The organism is Microbacterium sufflavum (assembly GCF_023101165.1).
GTDB lineage: Bacteria > Actinomycetota > Actinomycetes > Actinomycetales > Microbacteriaceae > Microbacterium > Microbacterium sufflavum.
The window spans coordinates 416,394-442,257 of the sequence record NZ_CP078076.1 but is presented as its reverse complement, the minus strand read 5'-3'; the positions used below and the strand labels follow the sequence as shown (position 1 = coordinate 442,257).

Sequence of the window (25,864 nt, the reverse complement as noted above, 5' to 3'; positions counted from 1 at the left end):
TCATGGATCTCGCAACGCTCTGGTTCTGGATCGTCGCCTTCCTCTTCGTGGGGTACTTCGTGCTCGACGGATTCGACTTCGGCGTCGGCATGTCGCTGCCGTTCCTCGGCAAGGACGACGTCTCCCGCCGGCAGGTCATCAACACGATCGGCCCGGTGTGGGACCTCAACGAGACGTGGGTCATCGTCGCCGGCGCCTCGCTGTTCGCGTCGTTCCCCGAGTGGTACGCCACCCTGTTCAGCGGCTTCTACCTGCCGCTGCTGCTCATCCTGCTCGCGCTCATCCTGCGCGGCGTCTCGTTCGAGTACCGCCACCAGCGGGAGAGCAGGAAGTGGAAGCAGGGCTTCGACCGGATGATCGTGATCGGCTCGGTCGTGCCCGCGCTGCTGTGGGGCGTCGCCTTCGGCAACATCGTGCAGGGCGTCGCGATCGACGAGAACCACATCTACGTCGGCGGCTTCTTCTCGCTGCTCAACCCGTACGCGCTGCTGGTCGGCGTGACCACGCTGCTGTTGTTCTTCCTGCACGGCGTGCTGTTCGTGGCGCTCAAGACCGACGGGCAGGTGCACGCCGATGCCCGGAAGCTCGCCGCCCGCGCGGCCGTGCCCACCGTGATCGCCGCCGCCGCGACGGTGCTGTGGACCTACTTCCTCGCCGCGGGGCGGGAGGCGCCGCTGCTGTGGCTGGTCGCGGGGGCCGGTGCCATCGCCGCGGTGTCGCTCATCGCCGCGATCGTGCTGTCGCTGCGGGGCCGAGACGGCCAGGCCTTCACCGCGGGCATCGTCACGGTGCTGACGGCCGTGGTGATGCTGTTCGCCGCGCTGTTCCCGTTCGTCATGCCGTCAACCATCGACCCGGCGTTCAGCCTGACGATCGCGAACGCGTCGAGCGCTCCGTACACGCTGCAGATCATGACCTGGACCGCGCTGATCGCGCTGCCGCTCGTCATCGCCTACCAGACCTGGACATACTGGGTGTTCCGCAAGCGCGTCACCCGCAGCTCGATCGAGGGGGCGCCGGCCCACGCGTGACCCTGCCCCGCCCCCGATGATCGCCCCCGCATGAAACCCGTCGACCCGAGACTGCTGCGCTACGCGGCCGCCGCCCGTGGGTACCTCGCGGCCTCCGCGGTGATCGGCGTCGCCCAGACCGCGGTCACGATCGCGTTCGCGTGGCTGCTGACCGAGGCCATCACGGGAGCGATCGCCGGCCGAGACGTCACCGTGGTGCTGCTCACGCTGCTCGCGACGGCCCTGGTGCGCGGGCTGCTGATCGCCGCGTCCGACGCCGCGGGCACACGGGCGGCCGCGCGCACGGGCATGCAGCTGCGGTCCGCGCTCGTGGCGGCCGTCGGGCGCCTCGGGCCGGGGTGGCTGGCGCAGCGGAACCAGACGGCGCTCGCGGTGACCGCGGGGCACGGGCTGGAGGCGCTCGACGCCTACTTCGCCCGGTACATCCCGCAGCTGGTGCTCACGGCGATCGCGACACCCGTGCTGGTCGCGGTCATGTGGTGGCAGGACTGGCCGAGCGGGCTCACGGCCCTCATCACCCTGCCGCTCATCCCGCTGTTCCTCATCCTGATCGGCATCGCCACCCGCACCGTGCAGAAGCGGCAGTGGCAGACGCTGCAGCGACTGGCCGCCCGGTTCGCCGACACCGTGCAGGGACTGTCGACGCTGCGCCTGTTCGGCCGCGACGCCCGGGCGGCCGACCGCATCGAGGCCACCGCCGACGACTACCGTCGCGAGACCATGAAGGTGCTGCGGTTCTCGTTCCTGTCGGGCTTCTCCATGGAGCTGCTGTCGTCGCTGGCGGTGGCGCTCATCGCGGTCGCGGTGGGGTTCCGGCTGCTGTCGGGCGAGCTCACGCTCGAGGTCGGGCTGTTCGTGCTGCTGCTGGCGCCCGAGGCCTTCCTCCCCATCCGGCAGGTGGGCGTGCAGTTCCACGCGGCGGCGGAGGGGGTCGCCGCGACCGAGGACGTGTTCGCGGTGCTCGACGAGGCGCGGGGCGACGGCTCCGGCGTACACGACTCGGGAGCGCCTGCCGCGGTGAGCGCCTCCGGCGCGGTCCCCGGCGCAGCCGCCGTCCGTTCTCCGGAGTCGCGAACCCCCACGGACGGGGCCCTCGTCGTGGAGCAGCTGCGCGTGCGCGACCTGCCGCCCGTGTCGTTCACCGCCGAGCGCGGCACCATCACCCTCATCGAGGGGCCGAGCGGCGCGGGCAAGTCGAGTCTGCTGGCGGCCCTGCGGGGCGCGGTGCCGTTCGCGGGCGAGGCGACGTGGTCCGGGCGTGACGTCCGCGGCCTCGCGTCGTCGGAGTGGCTGGCGTGGGCGGGCCAGTCGCCCGGGCTCATCCGCGGCACGGTGGCGGACAACGTCGCCCTCGGCGACCCGGAGCCCGATGCCGAGCGGGTGCGGAGGGCGCTCGACGCCGCCTGCGCCGAGGGGATCGACCCCGCGCGAGAGCTCGGCGTGCAGGGCAGCGGACTGTCGGGCGGGCAGGCGCAGCGGGTCGCGGTGGCGCGGGCGCTCTACCGCCAGGCGGGGATGCCGCACGCCGTGCTCGCGCTCGACGAACCCTCCAGCGCGCTCGACCCCGCCACGGAGGAGCGGCTGTGGTCCTCGCTGCGCGCGCGGGCGGACGCCGGAGCGACCGTGCTGCTGGTCTCCCACCGCCGGTCGGCGCGCGACATCGCCGACCGCGTGGTCGCCCTGGGGGTGAGCGCATGAGCGAGACCACCAGGGCCCGGCGGGTGCGCGAGGTTCTCCGCCTGGCGCAGCCGCCCGTCGCGCGGTTCCTGCCCGGCCTGATCTGGGGCGTGCTGTCGGCGGGCGCGGCCGTGAGCCTGCTCGCGGTGAGCGGCTGGCTGATCGTGAGCGCCTCGATCGTGGACTCGCTCGTGCCGCTGTCGGTGGCCGTGGTCGGGGTGCGGTTCTTCGCCGTGACCCGCGCCGTGACCCGTTACCTCGAGCGGCTCAGCGGGCACGACGCGGCGCTGCGGCAGCTGGCCTCGACGCGCTCCGACCTGGTGCGCCGCCTCATCCCGCTCTCTCCCGCGGGGCTCGGCGCGACCGACCGGGGGCAGGTGCTCGCGGCACTGGTCGACGACGTGGAGAATCTGCAGAACCTGCCGTTGCGGGTGGTGCAGCCGCTCGCGGTGTCGGCGCTCGTCGCCGTGGGAGCCGTGGGGTTCCTCGCCTTCGTGTCGCCCGCGGCCGCGCTGACCCTCGCCGTGTGCCTGGTCGTCGCCGCGCTCGCCGCGATCGGGCTCGGGTGGGTGTTCGGCTCCCGGGCCGAGGCGGCCGTGTCTGCCCGTCGCGCCGAGGTGTCGGCGGCACTGGTCGACTACCTCGGCAGTCTCGACGTGCTGCTCGCCTACGGGGCGGAGGGCCAGGCGCGCGAGCGCATCCGGGTGGCCGACGCCGCCCTGCGCCGGGTCGTGAGCAGGGCCTCGGTCGCCCAGGCCGTCGCCGCGGGCACCGTGTCGCTCGTGGCGGGGGCTGCGTCGGTGTGGGCGCTCGCGGCGGCCGCGCCGGGACTCGCGACCGGGGCGATCGATGCGCCGTGGCTCGCGGTCGCGGTGCTCGTGCCGATGGTGGTGTTCGAGGTGTTCGGGGCCGTGCCGATCGCCGCGGCCTCGTGGCGCAGCGTGCGGGCGAGCGCCGAGCGCATCGTGGACGTGCTGCCGGAGCGCATGCCGTCGGAGCTGCGGACGGACGCGGGGGAGGATGTCGCGTTCGACGGCACACCGCGGGTCACGCTCCGCGGGGTCGCGGCGCACTGGCCCGGAGGGGTTCCGGCACTGCGCGGCGTCGACCTCGACCTGCGGCCCGGGGAGCGCGTGCTCGTGACCGGTCCGAGCGGTGCGGGCAAGAGCTCGCTCGCGGCCGCGCTGGTCGGGTTCCTCCGCGTGACAGGGGAGTACCGCATCGACGGGCGCGACGCCGCGGCACTGTCGGGTCCGGCGCTGCGCCGCACGATCGGCCTGTGCGAGCAGCACCCGCAGCTGTTCGACGAGGATCTGCGGCAGAACCTCCTGTTCGCCAGGGACACCGCGACCGACGCGGAGCTCCTCGACGCGCTCGACCGCGTGGGGCTGGGGGCGTGGGCGCGCGAGCGCGGGGGCCTCGACGCCAGGGTGGGCGACCGCGGGTCGCTGGTGTCGGGCGGCCAGGCGCAGCGCATCGCCCTGGCCCGTGCGCTGCTCCGGGGGTTCCCGGTGCTGGTGCTCGACGAGCCGACCGCTGGCGTGGACCCCGACGCCTCGGACGCCCTGCTGCGCGACCTGCTCGACGCCGCGGGCGACCAGACGGTGCTGCTGATCTCGCACGTGGATCCCCCCGCGGGAACGGTGGACCGGGTGGTGCGGCTCGACGGCGGTCGCACGCTCTGAGGCTCAGCCGCCGATCGCGTTCATGCCCCGTTCGGGCTGGAGGAACGCCGGGTCGTCGATGGCGTGACCGGGGAGCTTCGCCCAGACGCACGCGCGCAGCACGCGGTCGAGGTCGCGGTCCGATGCGCGGGTGTCGCGGAGCACCGGCAGCAGATCGAACTCGTGCGACGAGAACAGGCAGTTCCGCAGCTGCCCGTCGGCCGTGAGGCGCAGGCGGTCGCAGTCTCCGCAGAACGGTGCCGTGACCGAGGCGATCACCCCGACGGTGGCCGCTCCTCCGTCCAGGCGCCAGCGCTCGGCCGGGGCTCCACCGCGTCCCGCGACGGGGGTCAGGGCCCAGCGGCGACCGAGGGCGTCGAGGATCTCCTGTCGCGTGACCATCCGTTCGCGGTCCCACGTGTGGCCTGCATCGAGGGGCATCTGCTCGATGAAGCGGAGCTCGGCGTCGTGCGCGATCGCGAACTCGACCAGGTCGCACAGCTCGTCGTCGTTCACGCCGCGCATCGCGACCGTGTTGAGCTTGAGCGGGCGAAGGTCAGACGCCGCGGCGGCCGCGATGCCGCGCAGCACGTCGGCGAGCCGGTCGCGGCGGGTGAGGGCGGCGAAGCGGTCGCGGCGCAGCGTGTCGATGGAGATGTTGAGTCGCGCGAGCCCCGCGTCGGCGAGCGCGTCGAGCGTCTCGGCGAGGCGGATGCCGTTGGTGGTCATGGCGACCCGCACGGGTCCGTGGCCCTCGTCGATCGCGCTCAGGCGGCGGACGACCTCCACCAGGTCGGGGCGGAGGAGCGGTTCGCCGCCGGTGAGCCGGAACGTGGTGATACCGGCCGCCGCCGCCACCCGTGCCACGCGCACGATCTCGTCGACCGTCAGGATGGAGGAGCGCGCGAGCCACTCGTTCCCCTGCTCCGGCATGCAGTAGGTGCAGCGCAACGAGCAGCGGTCGGTGAGCGAGATCCGCAGGTCGCGGTGTACCCGCCCGTGCGTGTCGAGCAGCGGCCCGTGCGCGGCCGGTGCGGTCGCGGCGGGCCGGCGGCGTCCGAGCTGCACGGGCACGGAGGTCATGCGTCAGACCTTACTCGCGGCGCGTCGTCCACCGACGTCGCGGAGCATCCCGGCGACCACGAGCGCGAACGCGCCGACGAACACGAGCAGCCACAGGCCGAGCGAGTAGGAGTTGGTGTCGGGGTTGTACGTCGCGCCCATGACCAGCGGCGGGAAGTACCCGCCGAGGCCGCCCGCCGCGGCGACGATGCCGCTCACGGATCCCACCTTCTCCGGCGGGGTGGACGGCCCGATCCACGCGAAGACGGCGCCCATGCCGAGACCCATCGCGGCGGCCATGAGGATGAAGGTCGCGCCCGTGACGATGCCCTCGGGCGGTTGCTGGCCGACGATGTACGCGAGCGACACGATGCCGCCGAGCGAGATGAGCGCGATGACCTTGGGGCCGAAGCGGTCGGCCAGCACCCCGCCGATCGGGCGCGCGACCACGGCGGCGGCGGCGAACAGGGCGGTGCGGGTGCCCGCTCCCACCACGTCCACGTCGTCGGGGTAGATCGTGGTGAGGTACTTCGGCAGGAAGGTCGAGAACGCCACGAAGCCGCCGAACACGATGCCGTAGAGGAACGCCATCTCCCACGTCACGGCGAGTTTGAGCGCGCCGACCACCTTCGGGACGAATCGCTCGGTGTTGGGCCGCCAGACGGGGGAGTCCCGCAGCAGCACCCACGACACGACGGCGAACACGCCGAGGACGCCCGCGATGAGCAGATGGGTGGGCAGGTAGCCGATCGACTCCGCCAGCCGCGGGGTGAAGAACGCCGAGATCGCCGTGCCGATCATGCCCATGCCGAAGACGCCGTTCGCGAAGCCGCGACGGGACGGCGGGAACCACGCGCTCGAGAACGGGATGCCGACCGCGAAGATCGTGCCGGCGACGCCGAGGTAGAAGCCGGCGATCAGCAGCAGCGGGAAGCTGCGGATCTCTCCCGCGAGCGCCACGAGGAGCACCGCGGGCACCGAGGCCAGGAGAACGAACGTGAACATCCGGCGGCCGCCGAAGCGGTCGGTCATGGCGCCCACCACGATGCGGCCCAGGGCGCCGACCAGCACCGGGGTCGCGAGCATGAGCGAGATCTGGCCCTCGTCGAGTCCCATCTGCTCGGCGTAGGACTTCTGCAGTGGCGAGATGGCCATCCACGCCCAGAAGCCCGCGGTGGAGGCGAGCGTGGCGAGGATGACCTGGACCATCCCGCCGCGGAGCTGATCGGGGGCGGCGGTCGGGGCGGGAGCAGCAGAAGTCATGGGTGGAGCCTCCTTCGTGCGTTGAGAGTAGCTTCGCGGCTGGACCGCGGAGGCGCCATCACCCGTGCTAATTCCGCCCGGGTGATTTGTCCCGGCGTACCCTTGTGCGCCCTCGTGGGCGGGGGGAGGATGCTGAGTCAAAAGCCGCGTGAAGGAGCAGCCGTGACCCCTGGCATCCGATCCGACAGCCCGCCCGCGACCGATGGCGCTCTCGCCGACGGACTGCTGAATCTGGGTCGGTTCCTCCGGCCGGGTGAGGTGTCGCCCGACCTGCGGTCGCTGTTCTTGGAGGGCGGTCGGTCGGGTGACGCGTTCTACCGCGACCGCTGGTCGCACGACAAGGTCGTCCGCTCCACCCACGGCGTGAACTGCACCGGTTCGTGCTCGTGGAAGGTGTACGTCAAGGACGGCATCATCACGTGGGAGGCGCAGCAGACCGACTATCCCTCGATCGGCCCGGACTCTCCCGAGTACGAGCCTCGCGGCTGTCCGCGTGGTGCCGCGTTCAGCTGGTACACCTACTCGCCGACGCGCGTGCGCTATCCGTACATCCGCGACACACTGGCCCGGCTCTATCGCGAGGCCCGTGCCGTGCACGCCGACCCGGTGGATGCCTGGGCATCGATCGTGGAGGATCCGGAGAAAGCGCAGTCGTACAAGCGCGTGCGCGGCAAGGGCGGTCTCATCCGCACGAGCTGGGACGAGGTCATGGAGATCGCGGCCGCGGCGCACGTGCACACGGTGAAGACCCACGGCCCGGATCGGATCGCCGGGTTCTCGCCGATCCCCGCGATGTCGATGGTGTCGCACGGCGCCGGCTCCCGGTTCCTGAACCTGCTGGGCGGCACGATGCTGTCGTTCTACGACTGGTACGCCGACCTCCCGGTCGCGAGCCCGCAGGTGTTCGGCGACCAGACCGACGTGCCGGAGTCGGCGGACTGGTGGAACGCGGGCTACCTCATCATGTGGGGCTCGAACGTCCCGGTCACGCGCACGCCCGACGCCCACTTCATGGCCGAGGCGCGGTACCGCGGGCAGAAGGTCGTCACCGTGTCGCCGGACTACACCGACAACACGAAGTTCGCCGATGAGTGGGTCGCCCCGCACCCGGGCACCGATGCGGCGCTGGCCCTCGCCATGGGTCATGTCATCCTGCGCGAGCACTTCGTCGACAAGCGCACGCCGCGGTTCGAGGAGTACATGCGCCGCTACACCGATGCCCCGTTCCTGGTGGCTCTGGAGGAGCGGGACGGCGGGCTGGTGCCCGGCAAGTTCGTCACGGCGTCCGACCTCGACGGCGACACAGCGGCGCAGGCGCGCGCCGAGTTCAAGCCCGTGCTGCTCGACGCGGACGGCACGCCGGTGGTGCCGAACGGATCGCTCGGGCACCGCTTCTCCCCGGAGGGCAAGGGCGCGTGGAATCTCGACCTCGGCGACGTCGTGCCGCCGCTGTCGATCGCCGATCTCCCCGGAGGGACCGAGGCGGCGGAGGTGCGCCTGCCGCGGTTCGACCTCGACCCCGAGCCCGGCCAGGAGCACGCCGGCGGCTCGGGCGTGGTGGTGCGCGGCGTCCCCGTGCGCACGGTCGCCGGGCGCCGTGTGACCACGGTGTTCGACCTGATGCTCGCGCAGTACGGCGTGGGCCGCGACGCCCTTCCCGGCGAGTGGCCGTCCGGCTACGACGACGCGAGCACCCCGGGCACCCCCGCGTGGCAGGAGGAGCACACCTCGGTGCCCGCCGCGCAGGCCCTGCGCATCGCGCGCGAGTTCGCCGACAACGCCGAGCGCTCCGGCGGCCGGTCGATGATCCTGATGGGCGCGGGGACCAACCACTGGTTCCATTCCGACACGATCTACCGCACGTTCCTCGCGCTGACGACGATGACCGGCTGTCAGGGGGTGAACGGCGGCGGTTGGGCGCACTACGTGGGACAGGAGAAGGTGCGGCCGATCACGGGCTACCAGCAGTACGCCGCGGCCGCGGACTGGGGCCGCCCTCCCCGGCACACGATCGGCACCGCCTTCTGGTACCTCGCCACGGACCAGTGGCGCTACGACGGGCTGCCGGCGGACCGGCTCGCCTCGCCACTGGGCACCGGGCGCTTCACGGGGCGCACGACCGCCGACTGCCTGGTCGAGTCGGTGCAGCGCGGATGGATGCCGAGCTACCCGACGTTCGACCGCAACCCGCTCGACCTGTGCGACGAGGCCGAGGCGCTCGGCAAGGAGCCGGCGCAGCACGTCGTCGACAGCCTGAACGACGGGTCCCTCCGGTTCGCGGTGGAGGATCCCGACGCCCCGGAGAACTTCCCCCGCATCGTGCTGGTGTGGCGCGCGAACATCCTCGGCTCGTCCGGCAAGGGCAACGAGTACTTCCTGAAGCACCTGCTCGGCACCGACGCGTCGGTGCGTGCCGCCGAGGCGTCGCCCGGGTCCCGCCCGGCGACCATGACGTGGCGCGACCGGGCTCCCGAGGGCAAGCTCGACCTGCTGATGACGGCCGACTTCCGGATGACCAGCACGACGCTGTTCAGCGATATCGTGCTGCCGGCGGCGACCTGGTACGAGAAGCACGACCTCTCCTCGACCGACATGCACCCCTTCATCCACGCGTTCAACCCGGCGATCGCGCCCCCCTGGCAGACGAAGACCGACTTCGACGTGTTCGGGTTGCTAGCCGAGAAGTTCAGTGCGATGGCCCGCACGCACCTCGGTGTGCGGAAGGACCTCGTCGCGACGCCGCTGCAGCACGATACGCCGGATGTGATGGCGACGCCGCACGGCCGGGTGCAGGATCTGCCGCGGGTCCCGGGAGTGACCATGCCGAAGCTCGCCGTGGTGGAGCGGGACTACCCGAACCTGCACGAGCGATGGAAGGCGCTCGGCCCGCTCACACAGAAGCTGGGCATGACGACGAAGGGCATCACGTACCGCGCCGAGCCGGAGATCGAGAAGCTGAAGAGGGTCAACGGTGTCGTGGAGAGCGGGCCGTACGCGGGGTCCGTGCGCCTCGACACCGACCGCCGCGCGTGCGAGCTGATCCTCGCGTTCTCCGGTACGAGCAACGGGCGACTCGCGGTGCAGGGCTTCCACGCCCTCGAGGAGCACACCGGTCAGCGGATGGCGTTCCTCGCGGATGAGCACGAGGGCACGCAGCTCACCTTCAACGACGTGTCGGTGCAGCCGCGCAGCGTGATCACGTCTCCCGAGTGGTCGGGATCGGAGCACGGCGGACGGCGCTACACCGCGTTCGCGATCAACGTCGAGCACCTCAAGCCGTGGCACACGCTCACCGGGCGCCAGCACTTCTACCTCGACCACGACTGGATGGACGAGCTCGGCGAGGCGCTGCCGATCTACCGCCCCCCGCTCGACATGCACCGGCTGTTCGACGACGTGGTGCCGGGCACCAGCAGCGCCGCCGAGGTGCACGTGCGGTATCTGACCCCGCACTCCAAATGGTCGATCCACTCCGAGTACCAGGACAACCTGTTCATGCTGTCTCTCTCGCGCGGCGGGCCCACGATCTGGATGAGCCCGCAGGACGCGGCCAAGATCGGCGTGCGCGACAACGACTGGATCGAGTCGTACAACCGCAACGGCGTCGTGGTCGCTCGGGCGAACGTGTCGCACCGGATGCCGGAGGGAACGGTGTACATGTACCACGCGAAGGACCGCACGGTGGATGTGCCGATCTCCGAGGTCAGCGGCCAGCGCGGTGGCATCCACAACTCGCTCACGCGGATCCTGCTCAAGCCGAGCCACCTCATCGGCGGCTACGCGCAGCTCGCCTGGGCGTTCAACTACCTGGGTCCGACGGGGAACCAGCGCGACGAGGTCACCACGATCCGCCGCCGCGATCAGGAGGTGCGGTACCGATGAAGGTCATGGCTCAGATGTCGATGGTGATGAATCTCGACAAGTGCATCGGATGCCACACGTGCTCGGTCACGTGCAAGCAGGCGTGGACCAACCGCACGGGCATGGAATACGTGTGGTTCAACAACGTGGAGACCAGGCCGGGCGTCGGGTACCCGCGCGGCTACCAGGACCAGGAGAAGTGGGGCGGCGGCTGGGTGCGTGACAAGCGCGGTCGGCTCCGGCTGCGCAGCGGCGGCCGGCTCGCCAAGCTCATGCGCATCTTCTCCAACCCGAAGCTGCCCGGCATGGACGACTACTACGAGCCGTGGACCTACGACTACGACATGCTCGTCAACGCGCCCAGCGGCGAGCACACGCCGGTCGCCCGGCCGAAGAGCCTCATCACGGGCAAGGACATGAAGATCTCGTGGTCGGCCAACTGGGACGACGATCTCGGCGGCTCGCTCGAGACCATGCACGACGACCCGATCCTGAAGAAGATGAGCGAGCAGGTGGAGGCCGAGTTCCAGAAGGCCTTCATGTTCTACCTGCCGCGCATCTGCGAGCACTGCCTGAACCCGTCCTGCGTGGCGTCGTGTCCTTCGGGCGCGATGTACAAGCGCGAGGAGGACGGCATCGTGCTGGTGGATCAGGATGCGTGCCGTGGATGGCGCATGTGCGTGTCGGGCTGCCCGTACAAGAAGGTCTACTTCAACCACAAGACCGGCAAGGCCGAGAAGTGCACCATGTGCTATCCCCGCATCGAGGTGGGGCTGCCGACGGTCTGCTCGGAGACCTGCGTCGGACGACTGCGCTATCTCGGGCTCGTGCTCTACGACGTGGACCGGGTCGCCGAGGCCGCCGCGGTCGAGGACGAGCACGAGCTGCTGGACGCGCAGCGCTCGATCATCCTCGACCCGAACGACCCTGCGGTGGTCGAGGCCGCCCGCCGCGACGGCATCCCCGAGGACTGGATCGAGGCCGCGCAGCGCAGCCCCATCCACAAGCTGATCCAGAAGTACCGGGTGGCGCTGCCGCTGCACCCCGAGTACCGCACGATGCCGATGGTCTGGTACATCCCGCCGCTGTCGCCCGTGGTCGACGTGGTCACCGGCTCCGGCAACGACGGGGAGGACGCGCGAACGCTGTTCGCCGCGATCGACAAGCTCCGCATCCCGATCGGCTACCTCGCGGAGATGTTCACGGCCGGCGACGTGCAGCCCGTCGATGCGTCGCTGCGCAAGCTCGCCGCGATGCGGTCGTACATGCGCGGGGTGAACCTCGACGACGAGCGCGACGAGCGCATCGCGCACGCGGTGGGCATGACGGGGGCCGAGATCGAGGAGATGTACCGGTTGCTCGCGATCGCGAAGTACGAGGAGCGCTACGTCATCCCGGCGGCGCACGCCGAGCGGGCGCACGAGCTGGAGGAGATGGCCTGCTCGCTCGACTACGAGGACGGCCCCGGCATGGGCGGTGCGGGCCCGTTCGGTGAGAACAGCGGATATCCCACGCCGGTCGCGGTGGAGAACTTCCACGTGCTCGCGGATCGGCAGACCGCGGATCGACCGTCGACGCCCGGGCGGGTGAACCTGCTGAACTGGGACGGCAACGGTCGGCCGGGCGGGCTGTTCCCGCCGGAGGCGGAGAAGTGAGCAGCGTCCTCCCGGTGCGAGAGCGAGGGCGGGTCACCCCGCGGCGACCATTGCCCGAGGTGCTGACGCCGGCTGTCCTGTCGGGCACGCAGCGCCGCACGGTGCACATGCTGGCGTCCCTGCTGCTCGACTACCCCGATGCCCCCTGGTTCGACCGTGCGGGGACCCTGCGCGCGCACGCCGCCGGACTGCCGCAGCCGGTCGCCGAGCCGCTGATCCGTTTCCTCGACGGAGCCGTGGAGGTCGGGCCGACGGCGGTGCAGCGCGAGTACGTCACGACGTTCGACCTGAAGCGCAAGTGCTCGCTGTACCTGAGCTACTACGCGACCGGGGACACGCGGCGCCGCGGGACGGCGCTCGTCACGTTCCTGGAGGCGTATCGCGCGGCAGGGTGGGAGTTCGACGCCGCCGAGCTGCCGGACTACCTGCCGGCGGTGCTGGAGTTCTCCGCGCGCTCCGCGTCCCCCGTCGCAGACGCTCTGCTGTCGGCGCATCGCGAGGGCGTCGAGGTGCTGCGGGCCGCGCTGGAGGACGGGGGTAGCCGCTGGGCGGACGTGGTCAGGGCGGTGACGCTCTCGCTGCCGAAGGTCGACCAGGCGACGCGGGAGCGTGTCCTGGCGCTGGTGAACGAGGGGCCGCCCGCCGAGACCGTGGGGCTGAGCCTGCCGATGCCCGCATTCCGAGCGAGGGAGTCGCGATGAGTCTGGAGATCGTCCTGTGGGTGGTCGTGCCCTACGTGTGCGCGGCGGTGTTCGTCCTCGGCCACATCTGGCGCTACAAGTACGACAAGTTCGGCTGGACGACGCGATCGTCGCAGACCTACGAGAACCGCCTGCTGCGGTGGGGCTCGCCCATGTTCCACCTGGGCATCCTGATGGTGATCGCGGGGCACGTGGTGGGTCTGCTCATCCCGCGGGAGTGGCTGTATGCGATCGGGATCACCGAGGAGATGTACCACGTCGGCGCGACCGTGCTCGGGACGGCGGCGGCGATCCTCACCCTCGCGGGCCTGGCGATCCTCATCTACCGGCGACGCACGGTCGCCGCGGTGTTCCTCGCGACGACCGTGATGGACAAGGTGATGTACGTCTTCCTCGGCGCCACGCTGCTGTTCGGCACCGCGGCGACGGTCGTCTACCAGGTGTTCGGCGGCGGCTTCCACTACCGTGAGACGGTGTCGCCGTGGATCCGGCAGCTCATCATCCTGCAGCCGCGCCCCGATCTCATGGTCGACGTGCCGCTGCTGTTCCAGCTCCACGTGTTCACGGCGACGCTGCTGTTCGCGCTGTGGCCGTTCACGCGGCTCGTGCACGTGTTCTCGGCACCGGTCGGCTACCTGTTCCGTCCGTACATCGTGTACCGCTCGCGTGACGACCAGCGCGGCACCCGGGCGCCGAAGCGCGGATGGGACCCGGTGTCGACGCCGGACGCGGCACGGCTGCGGCGGCCCTGACACCGCCGTCGTCGGGTGGGGCGGCGCATCGCGCGGACGGCGGCGTCGCGCTCGGGGTGGTGAGAGTCAGCGAGCGGATTCGGCGACCGCGGCGACGAACGATGATGCGGGGACGGACAGCACGTCGGCCACGGGGCCGTCCTGCACCACGCGGCCGTCCTGCACGATGACGAGGCGCGTCGCGAGGGACTGGGCGTCGACGATGCCGTGCGTCACGAGGACGGTCGTGGTGCTGCCGCGCTGCTCGTGCATGACCGCGCGCAGCTGGGCCGCGGCCTCCACGTCGAGCGACGTGAACGGCTCGTCCAGCAGCAGCAGCCGGGGGCGGGCCGCCAGAGCCCTGGCGAGGGCGACACGCTGGCGCTGACCTCCGGAGAGTTCGTGGGGGCGCCGGGGGCCGAGTCCGTCAAGGCCAATGCGCGTCATCCAGGCGTCGGCGGTCTCGCTGGCGGCCGTCCGGTTCGAGCCGGCGGCGCGGGCGGCGAAGGCGATGTTCTCCGCCGCGGTCAGGTGCGGGAACAGCAGCGCGTCCTGCCCGAGGAGCCCGACGGCTCGACGGGACGGCGGCACGTGCACGGCACGAGCCGCGCGGGGTGCGGCACCCGAGAGGCGTGCGCCGTCGAGGTCGACGTGACCGTCGTCGATACGGAGGAGACCGGCGATCGCGGAGAGGATCGTGGTCTTGCCGGCGCCGCTCGGACCCATGATCGCCACGCACTCGCCCGCAGCGACACCGAGCGCGACGTCGAGATGGGCGCGATGGACCACGACCCGCGCGTCGAGCCGTCCCGCGTGCGCGCCCGCGGTCATCGCACGGCTCCCGGCCGCCAGGCCCGCACGAGCAGCAGCACGAGGACCGCGCAGCCCAGCAGCAGGATCGACAGGGCGACGGCGGTCTCCCGGCCGGTCCCCGCGCCGTTGAACGCGGTGTAGATCGCGAGCGGCATGGTCTGCGTGACCCCGGGGGCGTTGCCGGCGAACAGGGCGGTCGCCCCGAACTCGCCGATGGCCCGCGCGAAGCACAGGATCACGCCGGCGACGATGCCGGGCGTCGCAAGGGGCAGTGTCACCCGCCACAGCACCACGGCGGGGGAGGCGCCGAGGGTCGCGGCCGTGCGTTCGTAGCGGCTGCCGGTGCTGCGGATGGTGCCCTCGACCGCGAGCACGAGGAACGGCAGCGCGACGAACGCCTGGGCGAGCACGACCGCGGCCGGTGTGAACGGGATGCCGGTGCCGAACCAGTCCGCGACGAGACGGCCGAGTGGGCTCGTGCGACCCAGCAGGAACAGCAGCGCGACCCCGCCGACCATCGGGGGCAGCACGAGCGGCACTGCGACGACGGCACGCAGGATCGCGGAGGTGCGTGGGCCGGAGCGGGCGATGAGCAGCGCGAGCGGGAGCCCCAGGACGAGGCACAGCGCGGTGGCGGCGAGCCCGGTCACAAGCGACAGACGCAGGGCGTCGACCGCGACGGGCGAGGTGATGTCGGCCCACAGCGTTCCCCAGGAGGCGCGGGCGAGCAGGGCGATCAGGGGCAGGGCCAGCAGGAGCATGCCGAGCACGGCGGGCGCGATGACGAGGAACGGTGGTGCGGCTCCGGTGTCCGCGCGGCGCAGGGGCGTCATGATGCCAAGGTCACGGGGCGCCGAACCCGTGATCGGCGAGGATCCGTCGTCCCTCTGGCCCGAGGACGAAATCGGCGAAGGCCGCGCCCGCGGCGGTGGCGTCGCCGAGTGCGACGATCGGGTAGCGGTTCATCGCCTTCTCCGTGCCCGGCGGCGAGAAGCTCTCGACGTCCTCTCCGATCACGTCGGTCGCGTAGACCAGGCCCGCGTCCGCCTCACCCGCGAGGATCTTCTGCAGCACTCCCGTGACGTTCTGCTCGAGACTGGCCGGTCTCACGGTCACGCCGGCCGCGTCGAGCAGCGTCTGCGAGGCCGCTCCGCACGGCACCTCGGGCGCGCACAGCACGGTGGTGACGTCGGCCAGATCCTCGACGCCGAGGACGTCGCCGGGGTTTCCCGTCGGCATGGCGACGACGAGGGTGTTGGTGGCGAAGAGCCGCGGAGCGGAGGCGAGTCCGGCGTCCACGACCTCCTTCATCGTGCGCTCGTCGGCGGTGGCCAGGACATCGGCGTGCGCGCCCTCCGCGAGCTGTGTCACCAGCACGCTCGACCCGTCGTAGACGATGGGGGCGACCGTGACGGCGGGGTGCGCGTCGTGGAAGGCGTCGGCGATCTCGTCGAACGCGGCGCGGAGCGACGCGGCGGCGAACACGGTGACCTCGCCGGTGAGCTCGTCCGCCGACGTGGGGGAGGGCGACGTCGACTCCGGGGCGGCGCAGCCGGTCAGGGCGAGGGCGACCGCGAGGGCGCTCGCCGCGAGCACCGGGGCGCGCCTCATCGGGGAGTCTCCACGATCACGGTGGTCGCCTTGATGACGGCGACCGCGAGCGAGCCGGGCTGCAGGTCGAGCTCGGTGGCGGCCTCGGCGGACAGCAGGGAGACGAAGCGGTGCGGACCGGCCTGGATGTCGACCTGGGCCATGACGCCGTCGATCTGCACGCGGGTCACCAGGCCCGTGAACCGGTTGCGGGCGCTGGACAGCACGTCGCCCGGCGTCGGCGGGGTGGCGGCGAGGTCGACGGCGTGGCGGGCGAGGGCGTCGCCGGGAATGCGCGCGGGGCTGTCGTCGGTCACGGGGAGCGCCCCCTGGTCGATCCACCGGCGCACCGTGTCGTCGCTCACGCCGAGCAGCCGTGCGGCCTCCGCGATCCGATAGCTGACCATGGCCGAGAGCCTAGAGCGGTGTGATCCGCAGATCCAGGGGTTTCGCCGGAGAAAGTCCGCAAGTGCGGATCGGAGGCGACGGTGCAGGGCGCTCGACCGCTCCGGACAATTCCCCCGGGTGAACCCCGCCCGCCCGTCGGAGGACGCGGGGTAGCCTGAGCCCATGCCCCTGCCTCCGCTGGTCGAGCCCGTCGCGGAGCTCCGTCCTGTCGAGGCCGCGAGGACCGCGCGGCACCTGGTGCTGGCCGGCCTCGGCGAGCTCGGGCAGCGCCGGCTCGCGGCAGCGCACATCGCCGTCGTGGGAGCAGGCGGACTCGGGTCGCCCGTCGTGCTGGCGCTCGCGGCGGCGGGGATCGGCACGCTCACGGTGATCGACGACGACGTGGTGGAGCTGTCCAACCTGCAGCGTCAGGTGCTGCACCGGATCGTCGACGTGGGGGCGCCCAAGGCGGACAGCGCCGTGCGGGTCGCCGCCGAGCTGTCCCCGGAGACGACCGTCCGCCCCGTGCGCCGCCGCCTCACCACGCAGAACGCGGAGGAGCTCCTGGCCGGAGCCGACCTCGTGATCGACGGCTCCGACACCTTCGAGACCCGCGCGCTCGTGGCCTCCGCGTGCGAGCGCCTCGGCGTTCCGCTCGTGTGGGGCGTGGTGCAGGAGTTCGCCGCGCAGGTCACCGTGTTCTGGTCGGACCCGCCCGCCGACGTCGCACCCGTGGTGTTGGGCGATCTGTACCCGCCGGAGGAGGTCGGTGAGCTGCCGTCGTGCGCCGCCGTCGGGGTGCTCGGGGCGCTGTGCCTGCAGGTCGGATCCGTGCTGGCGATGGAGGCGATCAAGCTCGTCGCGGGCATCGGCGATCCCCTGCTCGGGCGGGTGCTGCTGATCGACGCGCTGCGCGGCCGGATGAGCGAGGTGCCGCTGCGGGGTCGCGGGACGGTCCCGCCCGCCGACGGCTCTGCGACCGGCGTGACCGCGGGTGCTCAGCGGCCCGCGGGCTCTCGCGGAGCCGCGGGGCCCGGACGCGAGGACGCCACGCCCGCTTCCGCGCCTGCCGTCCCGCCGCACATCGCCCCTGCGGCGCTCGCCGCCGAGGTCGACGCGGGTGCCGTGGTGCTCGACGTGCGCGAGGCCGCGGAGGTCGCGACGGGCATGATCCCCGGCGCGCGGCACACCCCGCTCGGCGAGGTGCTCGCCCGCCCGCACGAGTTCGCGGCGGACGATCGCATCGTCGTCGTGTGCCAGGCCGGTATGCGTGCCGCTCGGGCTGCCGCCGCGCTGCGGGCCGCGGGTGCGGATGCCGTGGTGCTCGCGGGCGGCATGGATGCGTGGGGCGCGCGATGAGCGGCCTGCGCGGCGTCGAGGAGCAGCTGGCGCTCGTGCTCGCGGCGGTCGAGCCACGTCCGCCGGTGGAGCGGCGGCTCTCCGACGCCGTGGGCTCGACGCTCGCGGAGCCCGCACGCGCGCGCAACGCCGTCCCCGCGTTCGACAACTCGGCCATGGACGGGTTCGCGGTGCGCTTCACCGAGGTGACGGGCGCGTCCGTCACCCGCCCCGTGACGCTGCGGGTCGTGGCGGATGTGCCCGCGGGGAGTGGCGACGACCCGGAGCTTCCGCCCGGATCCGCCGTCCGCATCATGACCGGGGCCCCGCTGCCCTCCGACGCCGATACGGTCGTGCCCTTCGAGGACACGGTCGGCGGCCTGGCGGACTCGCTCGACGAGGTCGTGGTCCGGAGTGCTCCGCGACAGGCGGGTGCTCACGTCCGTCGCGCGGGTGAGGACGCCGCGGCGGGAAGTCTCGCGCTCGCCGCGGGCACGCTGCTCGGCGCCCGGCAGCTCGCCGCGCTGGCGTCGGTCGGTATCGACCGGGTCGCCGTGGCTCCGCGCCCCCGGGTCGCGGTCGTCTCCACGGGGGCGGAGCTCGTGGCACCGGGGGAGCCGCTGCGCCGCGGCCAGATCCCGGAGTCGAACGGCCTGCTGCTCGCGGAACTCGCCGTCGAGGCCGGGGCGGAAGTGATCCTGCGCGAGGTGGTCGGCGACGAGCCGGGCGGGCCTGCGTCTGCGGTGGCCCGGGCCGAGGAGCTCGGAGCGGACGCGGTCATCTTCTCCGGCGGGGTCAGTGCGGGCGCGTACGAGCCCGTGCGCCAGAGCCTGGGTGCCGCGATGGAGTTCGTCCGGGTGGCGATGCAGCCGGGCAAACCGCAGGGGTTCGGGGTGACCGCGCGCGGCACGCTGCTGTTCGGGCTGCCCGGCAACCCCGTGAGCGCCGCCGTCTCGTTCGAGGTCTTCGTACGGCCCGCGCTGCTGCGCCTGCAGGGGCGGAGCATGATCCACCGGCCCGTGCGCAGAGCCCCCGCCGGAGCGGAGTGGCCGACGCCGCCCGGCCGACGCCAGTACCTGCCCGCCGTGCTCGACGCCGAGGGCCGGGTGCATCCCGCGACCCGGGGAGGTTCGGGCTCCCACCTCGCGGTCGGCCTCGCCGCCGCCACCGCCTACGCCATCGTTCCCGCCGACGTCGATCGGGTGTCGGTCGGGGACCTCGTCGATGTGATGGAGCTGACATGACGTTCACCCACCTGGACTCCGCGGGGCACGCGCGCATGGTCGACGTGACCGACAAGCAGCCCACCGTGCGCGCGGCGTCCGCGGCCGGCCTGGTGCGCTGCGCGCCCGAGACCGTGACGCTGCTGCGCGACGGCGGGGTACCGAAGGGCGACGTGCTCGCGGTGGCCCGCATCGCCGGCATCCAGGCCGCCAAGCGCACGCCGGAGCTGCTGCCCCTCGCGCACGTGATCGGCGTGCACGGGGCGGTGGTCGACCTCGACATCGTCGACGAGGGCGTGCGCATCACGGCGACCGTCCGCACCGCCGACCGCACGGGTGTGGAGATGGAGGCGCTCACGGCGGTCTCGGTCGCCGCGCTGGCCGTGGTCGACATGATCAAGGGCGTGGACCGTTCCGCGTCGATCGAGCACGTGCGCATCACCGCCAAGGAGGGCGGCCGCAGCGGCTCGTGGCGGAGGCCGGAGGAGTGACCGCCGGGGTGCCGTCGGCCGCCGCGATCGTGCTCGTGGGCGGTCGGGGGCGGCGGATGGGTGGTGCGGTGAAGCCGCTGCTGATGATCGGCGGCGAGACACTGCTGGCTCGGACGCTACACGCGCTGGACCGTGCCGGTGCGGCGCCGGTGTATGCGGTGGGGCCGGTGCTGGATGCGGCGGCGGAGGTGCGCTGGGTGCGCGAGGATCCGCCGCTCGGCGGGCCGGCGGCCGGAGTCGCGGCGGCCGTGCCCGAGGTGGCGGCGGACTGGACGTTCGTGCTCGCCGGCGACCTGGTGCACCCGGATCGCGTGGTCGCCCGTCTCACGTCCGCGCGGCTCGAGAGTGCGGACGACGGGGAGAGCGGGGACGGGTGGGTGTTCACGGCGGGCGGGCATCCGCAGTGGCTCGCCGGGCTGTATCGCACGGCCGCGGTGCGGGCGGCGCTGGTCGGGCTTTCCTCCGTCAGCGGATCGTCGATGCGCGGACTGCTCGGAGGGCTCGCCCTCGCACGGCTCGACGACGAGGATGGCATCACCGCCGACATCGACGAACCCGCCGACCTGGCTCGGGCCGGGGGCGAAGAGGAGGAGACCCGATGACCGAGACGCACCGCACGCTGCCGCCGGAGGCGCTGGACGCATGGGCCGCCGAGCTGCGGGCACGCTTCGACCTCGTTGCGGAGGACATCCCGACCGCGCTGATCCTCGACCTGGCGCGCGACGTGGCCAACGGCGTCGCCCGCCCGGCCGCCCCGCTCAGTGCCTTCGTGGCTGGACTGGTCGCCGGACGGGCGGGCGGATCGCCCGATGATGTGCGCGCGACGGTCGCCGCGGTCGTCGAGCTCGCGAACGCGCACGGGACGCGCGGCTGATGCCCACCGTCCGCTACTTCGCCGCCGCCCAGGACGCCGCGGGTGTCGAGGAGGAGACCACGGAGGCCGACACCGTCGGGGCGCTGCGCGTCGCGCTGATCCACGCGCACCCGGCGCTCGCGGTCATCCTCGACCGCTGCGCCCTGCTGGTGGACGGGGTCAGGGCGGACGACGGATTCGCGCTCGCCGGAGCGGGAACGGTCGACGTGCTGCCGCCGTTCGCCGGAGGGTGACGCCGGTGACCGCGCGGCGGGATCGTCAGCCGCCGAGGCCCTTCCACGCCGTGGTGCCGTCGGCCTCGACCTGACGCTTCCAGACGGGCAGGTCGCGCTTGATTGCCTCGATGGTCTCGCGGCACACGGCGAACGCCTCGTCGCGGTGGGCGGCGGAGACGGCGATCACGACGGCCGCGGAGCCGACGGGAAGCCGTCCGACGCGGTGGCTCACCGCCACGACGGCCTCACCGGTCTCCCCGATCGAGACGGCGTGGGCGGCGATGGCGCCGAGGATGCGCTCGGCGTCGGGGTGCGCGGTGTACTCGAGGGCCACGACCTCGCCGTGCGCGTCCGGGTCGTGGTCGCGCACGCGGCCGAGGAACGTCGTGACCGCTCCTGCCCCGGGGTGGTCCACCGCGGCGAGGTGCGCGTCGAGCGACAGCGGTTCCGCGCTGATCACGGCCAGGGCGACCGTCATGCGTGGTCCTCGCCGTCGAGCTGGGCGATCACGTGCGCGGCGACCGACAGGATCACGGGCATGCCGTCGCGCACACCACCGGGGGAGCCGGGAAGGTTGACGATGAGCGCGCCGCCGGCGATCCCCGCGAGACCGCGGCCGAGCAGGGCGGTGGGGAGTGCGGCCGCGCCCCGGCGCCGCAGTTCTTCGGCGATGCCGGGCAGCTCGACGTTGAGCACGCGGGCGGTGCCCTCCGGGGTCGCGTCGCGCGGGGCGACTCCGGTGCCGCCGGTGGTGACGATCAGCCGGGCTCCGCGGGTGAGGAGCGCGCGCAGCGCCTGTTCCACGGACTCGGCGCCGTCGGGCACCACGGTCGGCTCGTCACAGCGGTAGCCGGCGTCGCGAAGGGCTGTCACCGCGAGCGGTCCGGCCTCGTCGATGCGCGTTCCGGCGGCGGAGCGGTCGGACACGGTGAGCACGGCGGCGGTGATCATGAGGCGAGCGTAGCGGCGCGGCGGCGGGACATCGAGGTCAGACGCTCATGTCGACGGGCGGCTCCATCACGATGCCCTGCGCCTCGAACGCGCGGCGGCGCTCCTCGATGCGGCGGTGCATCTCCACCTGCGCGGCCTCGACCAGGCGCGGGTCGAGCTCGACGGTGGGCGGGTGCGGGTCTCCGTGGTGCGCGGCGATGTAGGCGTCGAGCTCGGGGCCGCTGGTCCACGACGTGATGAGGGCGTACCGCGGGGCCGTGCCGCGGTGCCACACGGCGTGCCAGAACCGCTGCGTGTCGATCACGATGCGGGAGCCGGCGTGCAGGGGCAGACGCACCTCGGTCGCGGGGTCGAAGCGGTCGGAGCGGAGGATGAGCATCGACTCCGTGTCGTCGGTGAGGTTGACGTAGCCGCGCACCACCCAGCCCGTGCCCGGTTCGTTGAGCCGGTTGTTGTCGTCCTGGTGCAGGTTGTAGATCGCGTCGGCGTAGTCGTTGGGCTGCAGCTCGATCACGCGGCACCGGCCGATGCCCGCGCCCGGCTCCAGCGCCCGGCTCTGCAGCGTCGGCGCGATCGCGACCTGCGCGTCGATCCACACGCCGTCCTTGTCGGTGCGGGGAGGCGTGCGGTTCCAGAAGCCGTTGCAGTCGATGTCGCCCGCGTAGCTGGTGAGCGGGGCGAAGCGGGTGATGCCGGACGAGCGCCAGCCGACGTACTCCAGGTCGCGCCACTCGGCGGGATCGATGGGGCTCGTGTCGTCGTCGAGGACGACGTAGCCGGTGTCGGCGAGAGCCTCCGAGGTGATGAATGCCATGCTGCTGTCCTTCCCGTCGATGCCACCCCAAGACGGCGGGTTCTTAGGCAATCCTAACCGGCTGGTGCGGAGGTGCCGGGCGCCACGACCGGGTAAAAGGTGCGGGCGGTCGCGCCGCACCCCACCGATATCCTGGGGCGATGACGCAGCCCCAGGGTGCCCTTCTCGTGGGCAGTGTGAACTACGACGACGCCGAGACCACGATGCGCACGGCGGCGGAGCTGCTGGGCGACCGCCTGCGCCGCCTCCCCGACGGCGAGGTCGGCAAGCGGTTCCACTGGATCATGTTCCAGCCCGACGTGATCGGCCGGGCCGACGGCATCGAGCGGATCGGCGACGAGCCCATCCCGTTCCCGGGCGGCATCGACGCGCGGGGGCTCCGCCTCGCCGAGGGCGTCGACCCCGCGCGCATCGAGCTGCCCCCGCTCGGGTATGCCGAGGCGGCTCTCGAGTCGTATGCCCTGTTCACCCGGCTCCGCGAGGAGGGTGCCGTGGCGCCGGGCACCCGGTTCCAGGTGTCGCTGCCCACGCCGCTCGCCGTGATCTCCTCGTTCTTCCACGGCGACGACCGCGCGGCGATCGAGCCGGTGTACACCGCGGCCATCCTGCGCGAGCTCGATGAGATCCTCGCCGGGATCCCGCACCACGACCTCGCCGTGCAGTGGGACGTGGCCAGCGAGATGGGCATCATCGAACGCGCGTCGGGCTACGGCGCGGTCATGGAGGCGTGGTGGCCGGGCGACCCGTTCGACGGGCTGGTGTCGCGCCTCGCCGCCCTCGTCGACGCGGTGCCCGCCGACGTCGAGGTGGGGGTGCACCTCTGCTACGGCGACGCGGGGGAGAAGCACTTCTTCGAGCCGTCCGACGCCGGGAACCTCGTGCGCTACGCGAACGCCGTGGCCGCCGCGAGCTCCCGACCGCTCACGTGGCTGCACCTCCCGGTGCCGATCGCCCACGACGACGCGGCCTACTTCGCTCCGCTCGCACAGCTCGAGCCCGTGGACGAGCTGTACCTCGGCCTCGTGCACCGGGAGGACGGCGAGGAGGGCGCGCGTCGACGGATCGCCGCAGCGGCCCCGTACGTGCCGGCGTTCGGCGTCGCCACCGAGTGCGGCATCGGTCGCGCCCCCGCCGGCTCGACCGAGGGCATCCTCCGCACGCACGCCGCGGTCGCCGCGGCCTGGTGACCGCTCGATTCGCGCGGCCGCCCCGTCTGTCGTAAACTGATCCGCGGTGACGTGTCCGAGCGGCCGAAGGTGCAACTCTCGAAAAGTTGTGTAGGGTAACCCCCTACCGTGGGTTCAAATCCCACCGTCACCGCCAGAATAGAAGCCCCGCATCCCGTTGGAAACACTGGGATCGCGGGGCTTTTTCTTTGCCGGGAGTCAGTCGTTGGACACGTCCATGGACACATTCACTCGGGAGCGTGCCTGATCTAGCGCGTCCGCCACGGCGTTTAGGTCGTCGTCAAATAGGTCGCTGTACACGTCCAGGGTCATGGCCGCAGACGCGTGGCCAAGCATCCGCTGGACTGCCTTGACGTTCGCGCCGGCGGAGATCGCCAGTGAAGCAGCGGTGTGGCGGAGGCTGTGGGGAGTGACCTTCGGGAAGCTCGGATCGAGGGCCTGCACTCGCTTCACTGAGGCCGCAAACCAGCCGTCACGCGAGTTCGGCAGGCGCATGTGATCGAACCCGTCCCCGAAAACGATCGACTCCTGAGACGGACGTGAAGCCACCACCTTCGAGAGCTCGTCAGCCAGGAACGCCGGGTAGGGAACCGAACGAGAGGCATGTGTCTTCGGCGTGCCCACATGCACCTTCGAGCCGACCATCACCGCGTTCTCATGCACGTTCAATCTGCGCTGCACGACATCGACGTCCCGCACTCGAAGCCCGGTCACTTCACCCCAACGCAGGCCCGTGTAGGCAAGCACCTCTACCACCAGCGAGTGCCGACCAGCAGCAGCAGCAAGACGAGCCACCTGCTCGTGCGTCAGATACGTCTTGCGCATTGCGGTCTTGCGCGGCAGGTTGACACCGCGGGCCGGATTTGAGGGCAATCGCCTGTCCTTGACGGCCACGTCGAGGATTCCGGCCAGCACGCCATAAATGCGCAGCACCGACGTGGGCGATAGGTCAGCGGTCAGCTTGGTCACCCAAGCCTGCACCTCGCTGTGCTTGAGGGTGCCAATACTGCGGGCGCCCCAGTATGGTTCGACGTAGAGCCGCCATGCGCTCTCTACGGGCCTCAATGATGAGGGTTTGAGGTGAGACTGGCCGGAAAGCCACGCGGCCCCCAGAACGCCGATCGTGACTTTGCTCTCCGCTGGGTCGACGAACGTGCCCATGCTCTTCGACGACTCGATGCTGTGCATGAACTCACGCGCATCGCGTTTCGTCTTGAACCCGCGCTTAGACGTCTGCTTCCGATCAGGCGTCCGATAGCGCACCCGATAGAGCGTCTTGCCGCCCGCCGTGTACTCCTCAATCGTCGCCATCGGGAAGGCCAGTCTCATCGATCTTGTAATAGGTGAGGTCGATGCCGAGCCCAGCTAGTTCCTCGGTCAGATCCCGCAGGCGGATTCGCTGCTCCTCTGCGATGGCTGACCAGTTGGCGGAATCATCACCGTTCGCTGTTGCCGCTTCTGCCCTCGCAAGTTGGGCCTGAGTCGAGTAGTAATCACGGAGCATTCGCAGGCGGGTCGTTGCGATCATCTGCTGCGGTGTCGAGGCCCCACCGGGCTTCTTTCCGGTCATGAACCAGTCGATTGCCGCGTGTGCCCGCGCCGACTCAGTGCGAGTTTCTCCACTCGCGGTTTCAAGAAACACGTTCGGCTGCTCGACCGGCAGCGCGAGGGCCACTGGTGGGATGTCCAGCGCCCACGCAAGTGCCAGCATCTCGTCGACAGTGACGTCTCTCTTGCGACCGCTCTCGATATTGGCAATGACGGCGCGAGACATCGGGACGCGTTGGCTCAGTCTTTCGGCGCTCAGGCCGGCGAGCTTTCGGTAGTAGGCAAGGCGAGACCCGAGGCCGTCACTTGGTCGCTGTGACATGTGTGCAGTCTAGGCACGGCTTCCCTCATCGCGGCAAAAGCTGAGTCAAACTGAACTAACTTGTGTAATCCAGACACAACCTGGTACTGTGTCTACACAACACAAGATCGCCCGGACCGGAGCAGCACGCGATGAACGACCGGGACGACAAGCACATTGAGAACTCAATCGACGGCATGACCGTCACACATACAGACTTCGGGCTCGCCAGCCGGCGCAGCCCTACTTGAAGCACACGAAGGGAGAAGACATGGATGAACTGCTTACGCCAGAAGAGGTCGCCAAGTGGTTCAAGACCTCCACGCAGCGTCTCGCCAATGACCGCTATCTCGGTCAGGGTCCGCGGTTCGTGAAGGTCGGGAAGTTCGTTCGATACCGCCTCGCTGACTGCCAGGCGTACCTCAATGAAAACCAGTACACGCGCACTGATACGCGTGTACCCGCCTGAACCAAAAAGAAGGCCCAG

25 protein-coding genes, 1 tRNA gene and 1 pseudogene are annotated in these 25,864 nt (G+C 71.5%); 16 read left to right on the top strand and 11 right to left on the bottom strand.

Annotation, left to right across the window (positions count from 1 at the left end):
- Positions 1-2 precede the first annotated feature (2 nt).
- From cydB to cydC, 3 genes are read left to right on the top strand one after another with little or no spacing between them, the layout of a single operon-like run.
- A complete protein-coding gene (cydB, locus tag KV394_RS02305) occupies positions 3-1,031 on the top strand; it encodes a cytochrome d ubiquinol oxidase subunit II (protein ID WP_247982211.1) in 1,029 nt (342 codons plus the stop codon).
- A 30-nt stretch (positions 1,032-1,061) separates the two neighbouring features.
- The gene (gene cydD / locus KV394_RS02300; protein ID WP_247982210.1) at positions 1,062-2,729 is read left to right on the top strand and encodes a thiol reductant ABC exporter subunit CydD; all 1,668 of its coding nucleotides are present in this window, start codon (positions 1,062-1,064) and stop codon (positions 2,727-2,729) included.
- Positions 2,726-4,393, top strand: a complete 1,668-nt coding sequence (cydC, locus tag KV394_RS02295; protein WP_247982209.1) for a thiol reductant ABC exporter subunit CydC — start codon at positions 2,726-2,728, stop codon at positions 4,391-4,393. The genes cydD and cydC overlap by 4 nt, the downstream gene beginning before the upstream one ends.
- A 3-nt stretch (positions 4,394-4,396) precedes the next feature.
- Here cydC and moaA read toward each other — a convergent pair whose 3' ends face one another.
- Both moaA and KV394_RS02285 read right to left on the bottom strand, forming a co-directional pair.
- On the bottom strand, positions 4,397-5,455 hold the full coding sequence (gene moaA, locus KV394_RS02290; protein ID WP_247982208.1) for a GTP 3',8-cyclase MoaA: 1,059 nt from the start codon (positions 5,453-5,455) through the stop codon (positions 4,397-4,399).
- Positions 5,456-5,458: 3 nt separating this feature from the next.
- Positions 5,459-6,697, bottom strand: coding sequence for an MFS transporter (locus tag KV394_RS02285; protein WP_136045182.1), 1,239 nt, complete (start codon positions 6,695-6,697; stop codon positions 5,459-5,461).
- Between the two features lie 129 nt (positions 6,698-6,826).
- Between KV394_RS02285 and KV394_RS02280 the strand changes: the two genes are divergently transcribed.
- Genes KV394_RS02280 through narI form a run of 4 tightly spaced genes read left to right on the top strand, consistent with a single transcriptional unit; the run spans position 6,827 to position 13,666 of the window.
- Positions 6,827-10,579 (top strand): nitrate reductase subunit alpha, encoded by a 3,753-nt coding sequence (locus KV394_RS02280; RefSeq protein WP_407665452.1) that lies wholly within the window; start codon positions 6,827-6,829, stop codon positions 10,577-10,579.
- Entirely contained in the window at positions 10,576-12,213 is a 1,638-nt protein-coding gene (gene narH / locus KV394_RS02275; RefSeq protein WP_136045180.1) for a nitrate reductase subunit beta, read from the top strand. Before KV394_RS02280 ends, narH begins: the two co-directional genes overlap by 4 nt.
- A 59-nt stretch (positions 12,214-12,272) precedes the next feature.
- Positions 12,273-12,914 (top strand): nitrate reductase molybdenum cofactor assembly chaperone, encoded by a 642-nt coding sequence (gene narJ / locus KV394_RS02270; protein WP_247982206.1) that lies wholly within the window; start codon positions 12,273-12,275, stop codon positions 12,912-12,914.
- Entirely contained in the window at positions 12,911-13,666 is a 756-nt protein-coding gene (gene narI / locus KV394_RS02265; RefSeq protein WP_247982205.1) for a respiratory nitrate reductase subunit gamma, read from the top strand. The genes narJ and narI overlap by 4 nt, the downstream gene beginning before the upstream one ends.
- A 281-nt stretch (positions 13,667-13,947) precedes the next feature.
- On the opposite strand, the pseudogene KV394_RS17425 reads toward narI, so the two are convergent.
- From KV394_RS17425 to KV394_RS02245, 4 genes and pseudogenes are all read right to left on the bottom strand, one after another.
- Positions 13,948-14,371 (bottom strand): annotated as a pseudogene (locus KV394_RS17425) (ATP-binding cassette domain-containing protein); the annotation flags it as partial.
- 101 nt (positions 14,372-14,472) lie between these two features.
- Positions 14,473-15,291: an ABC transporter permease gene (locus tag KV394_RS02255; RefSeq protein WP_136045176.1), complete on the bottom strand. Its 819-nt coding sequence runs from the start codon at positions 15,289-15,291 to the stop codon at positions 14,473-14,475.
- A 10-nt stretch (positions 15,292-15,301) separates the two neighbouring features.
- A complete protein-coding gene (gene modA / locus KV394_RS02250) occupies positions 15,302-16,069 on the bottom strand; it encodes a molybdate ABC transporter substrate-binding protein (protein WP_247982203.1) in 768 nt (255 codons plus the stop codon).
- Positions 16,066-16,455, bottom strand: coding sequence for a TOBE domain-containing protein (locus tag KV394_RS02245; RefSeq protein WP_136045174.1), 390 nt, complete (start codon positions 16,453-16,455; stop codon positions 16,066-16,068). Before KV394_RS02245 ends, modA begins: the two co-directional genes overlap by 4 nt.
- Positions 16,456-16,618: 163 nt before the next feature.
- On the opposite strand from KV394_RS02245, the gene KV394_RS02240 reads away from it, so the two are divergent.
- The 6 genes from KV394_RS02240 to KV394_RS02215 are packed head-to-tail and all read left to right on the top strand — an operon-like array spanning position 16,619 to position 20,594.
- Positions 16,619-17,794 carry a ThiF family adenylyltransferase gene (locus KV394_RS02240; protein ID WP_247982202.1) on the top strand — a complete coding sequence of 392 codons (1,176 nt, stop codon included), beginning with the start codon at positions 16,619-16,621 and terminating at the stop codon, positions 17,792-17,794.
- Positions 17,791-19,017 carry a molybdopterin molybdotransferase MoeA gene (locus KV394_RS02235; protein WP_247982201.1) on the top strand — a complete coding sequence of 409 codons (1,227 nt, stop codon included), beginning with the start codon at positions 17,791-17,793 and terminating at the stop codon, positions 19,015-19,017. Before KV394_RS02240 ends, KV394_RS02235 begins: the two co-directional genes overlap by 4 nt.
- Positions 19,014-19,487, top strand: a complete 474-nt coding sequence (moaC, locus tag KV394_RS02230; RefSeq protein ID WP_247982200.1) for a cyclic pyranopterin monophosphate synthase MoaC — start codon at positions 19,014-19,016, stop codon at positions 19,485-19,487. The genes KV394_RS02235 and moaC overlap by 4 nt, the downstream gene beginning before the upstream one ends.
- Positions 19,484-20,089 carry a molybdenum cofactor guanylyltransferase gene (gene mobA, locus KV394_RS02225; protein ID WP_247982199.1) on the top strand — a complete coding sequence of 202 codons (606 nt, stop codon included), beginning with the start codon at positions 19,484-19,486 and terminating at the stop codon, positions 20,087-20,089. The genes moaC and mobA overlap by 4 nt, the downstream gene beginning before the upstream one ends.
- Positions 20,086-20,361: a DUF6457 domain-containing protein gene (locus tag KV394_RS02220; RefSeq protein ID WP_247982198.1), complete on the top strand. Its 276-nt coding sequence runs from the start codon at positions 20,086-20,088 to the stop codon at positions 20,359-20,361. Before mobA ends, KV394_RS02220 begins: the two co-directional genes overlap by 4 nt.
- Complete coding sequence (locus tag KV394_RS02215; RefSeq protein WP_247982197.1) at positions 20,361-20,594, top strand: MoaD/ThiS family protein; 234 nt, start codon at positions 20,361-20,363, stop codon at positions 20,592-20,594. Before KV394_RS02220 ends, KV394_RS02215 begins: the two co-directional genes overlap by 1 nt.
- A 25-nt stretch (positions 20,595-20,619) precedes the next feature.
- Here the strand turns inward: KV394_RS02215 and KV394_RS02210 are convergent, their stop codons facing one another.
- The 3 genes from KV394_RS02210 to KV394_RS02200 are packed head-to-tail and all read right to left on the bottom strand — an operon-like array spanning position 20,620 to position 22,341.
- Positions 20,620-21,054 carry a molybdenum cofactor biosynthesis protein MoaE gene (locus KV394_RS02210; protein WP_247982196.1) on the bottom strand — a complete coding sequence of 145 codons (435 nt, stop codon included), beginning with the start codon at positions 21,052-21,054 and terminating at the stop codon, positions 20,620-20,622.
- On the bottom strand, positions 21,051-21,527 hold the full coding sequence (locus KV394_RS02205) for a MogA/MoaB family molybdenum cofactor biosynthesis protein (protein ID WP_136044460.1): 477 nt from the start codon (positions 21,525-21,527) through the stop codon (positions 21,051-21,053). Before KV394_RS02205 ends, KV394_RS02210 begins: the two co-directional genes overlap by 4 nt.
- 37 nt (positions 21,528-21,564) lie before the next feature.
- Positions 21,565-22,341, bottom strand: a complete 777-nt coding sequence (locus KV394_RS02200; protein ID WP_136034697.1) for a hypothetical protein — start codon at positions 22,339-22,341, stop codon at positions 21,565-21,567.
- Positions 22,342-22,481: 140 nt separating this feature from the next.
- Between KV394_RS02200 and KV394_RS02195 the strand changes: the two genes are divergently transcribed.
- Together KV394_RS02195 and KV394_RS02190 are read left to right on the top strand one after the other, a co-directional pair.
- Positions 22,482-23,528 carry a hypothetical protein gene (locus tag KV394_RS02195; RefSeq protein WP_247982195.1) on the top strand — a complete coding sequence of 349 codons (1,047 nt, stop codon included), beginning with the start codon at positions 22,482-22,484 and terminating at the stop codon, positions 23,526-23,528.
- A 45-nt stretch (positions 23,529-23,573) separates the two neighbouring features.
- Positions 23,574-23,664: transfer RNA gene (locus KV394_RS02190), tRNA-Ser, on the top strand.
- Positions 23,665-23,726: 62 nt separating this feature from the next.
- Here the strand turns inward: KV394_RS02190 and KV394_RS02185 are convergent.
- Together KV394_RS02185 and KV394_RS02180 are read right to left on the bottom strand one after the other, a co-directional pair.
- The gene (locus KV394_RS02185) at positions 23,727-24,839 is read right to left on the bottom strand and encodes a site-specific integrase (protein WP_247982194.1); all 1,113 of its coding nucleotides are present in this window, start codon (positions 24,837-24,839) and stop codon (positions 23,727-23,729) included.
- On the bottom strand, positions 24,826-25,398 hold the full coding sequence (locus KV394_RS02180) for a helix-turn-helix domain-containing protein (RefSeq protein WP_247982193.1): 573 nt from the start codon (positions 25,396-25,398) through the stop codon (positions 24,826-24,828). Before KV394_RS02180 ends, KV394_RS02185 begins: the two co-directional genes overlap by 14 nt.
- Before the next feature lie 250 nt (positions 25,399-25,648).
- On the opposite strand from KV394_RS02180, the gene KV394_RS02175 reads away from it, so the two are divergent.
- Positions 25,649-25,846 (top strand): helix-turn-helix transcriptional regulator, encoded by a 198-nt coding sequence (locus KV394_RS02175; RefSeq protein ID WP_247982192.1) that lies wholly within the window; start codon positions 25,649-25,651, stop codon positions 25,844-25,846.
- Positions 25,847-25,864: the final 18 nt, after the last annotated feature.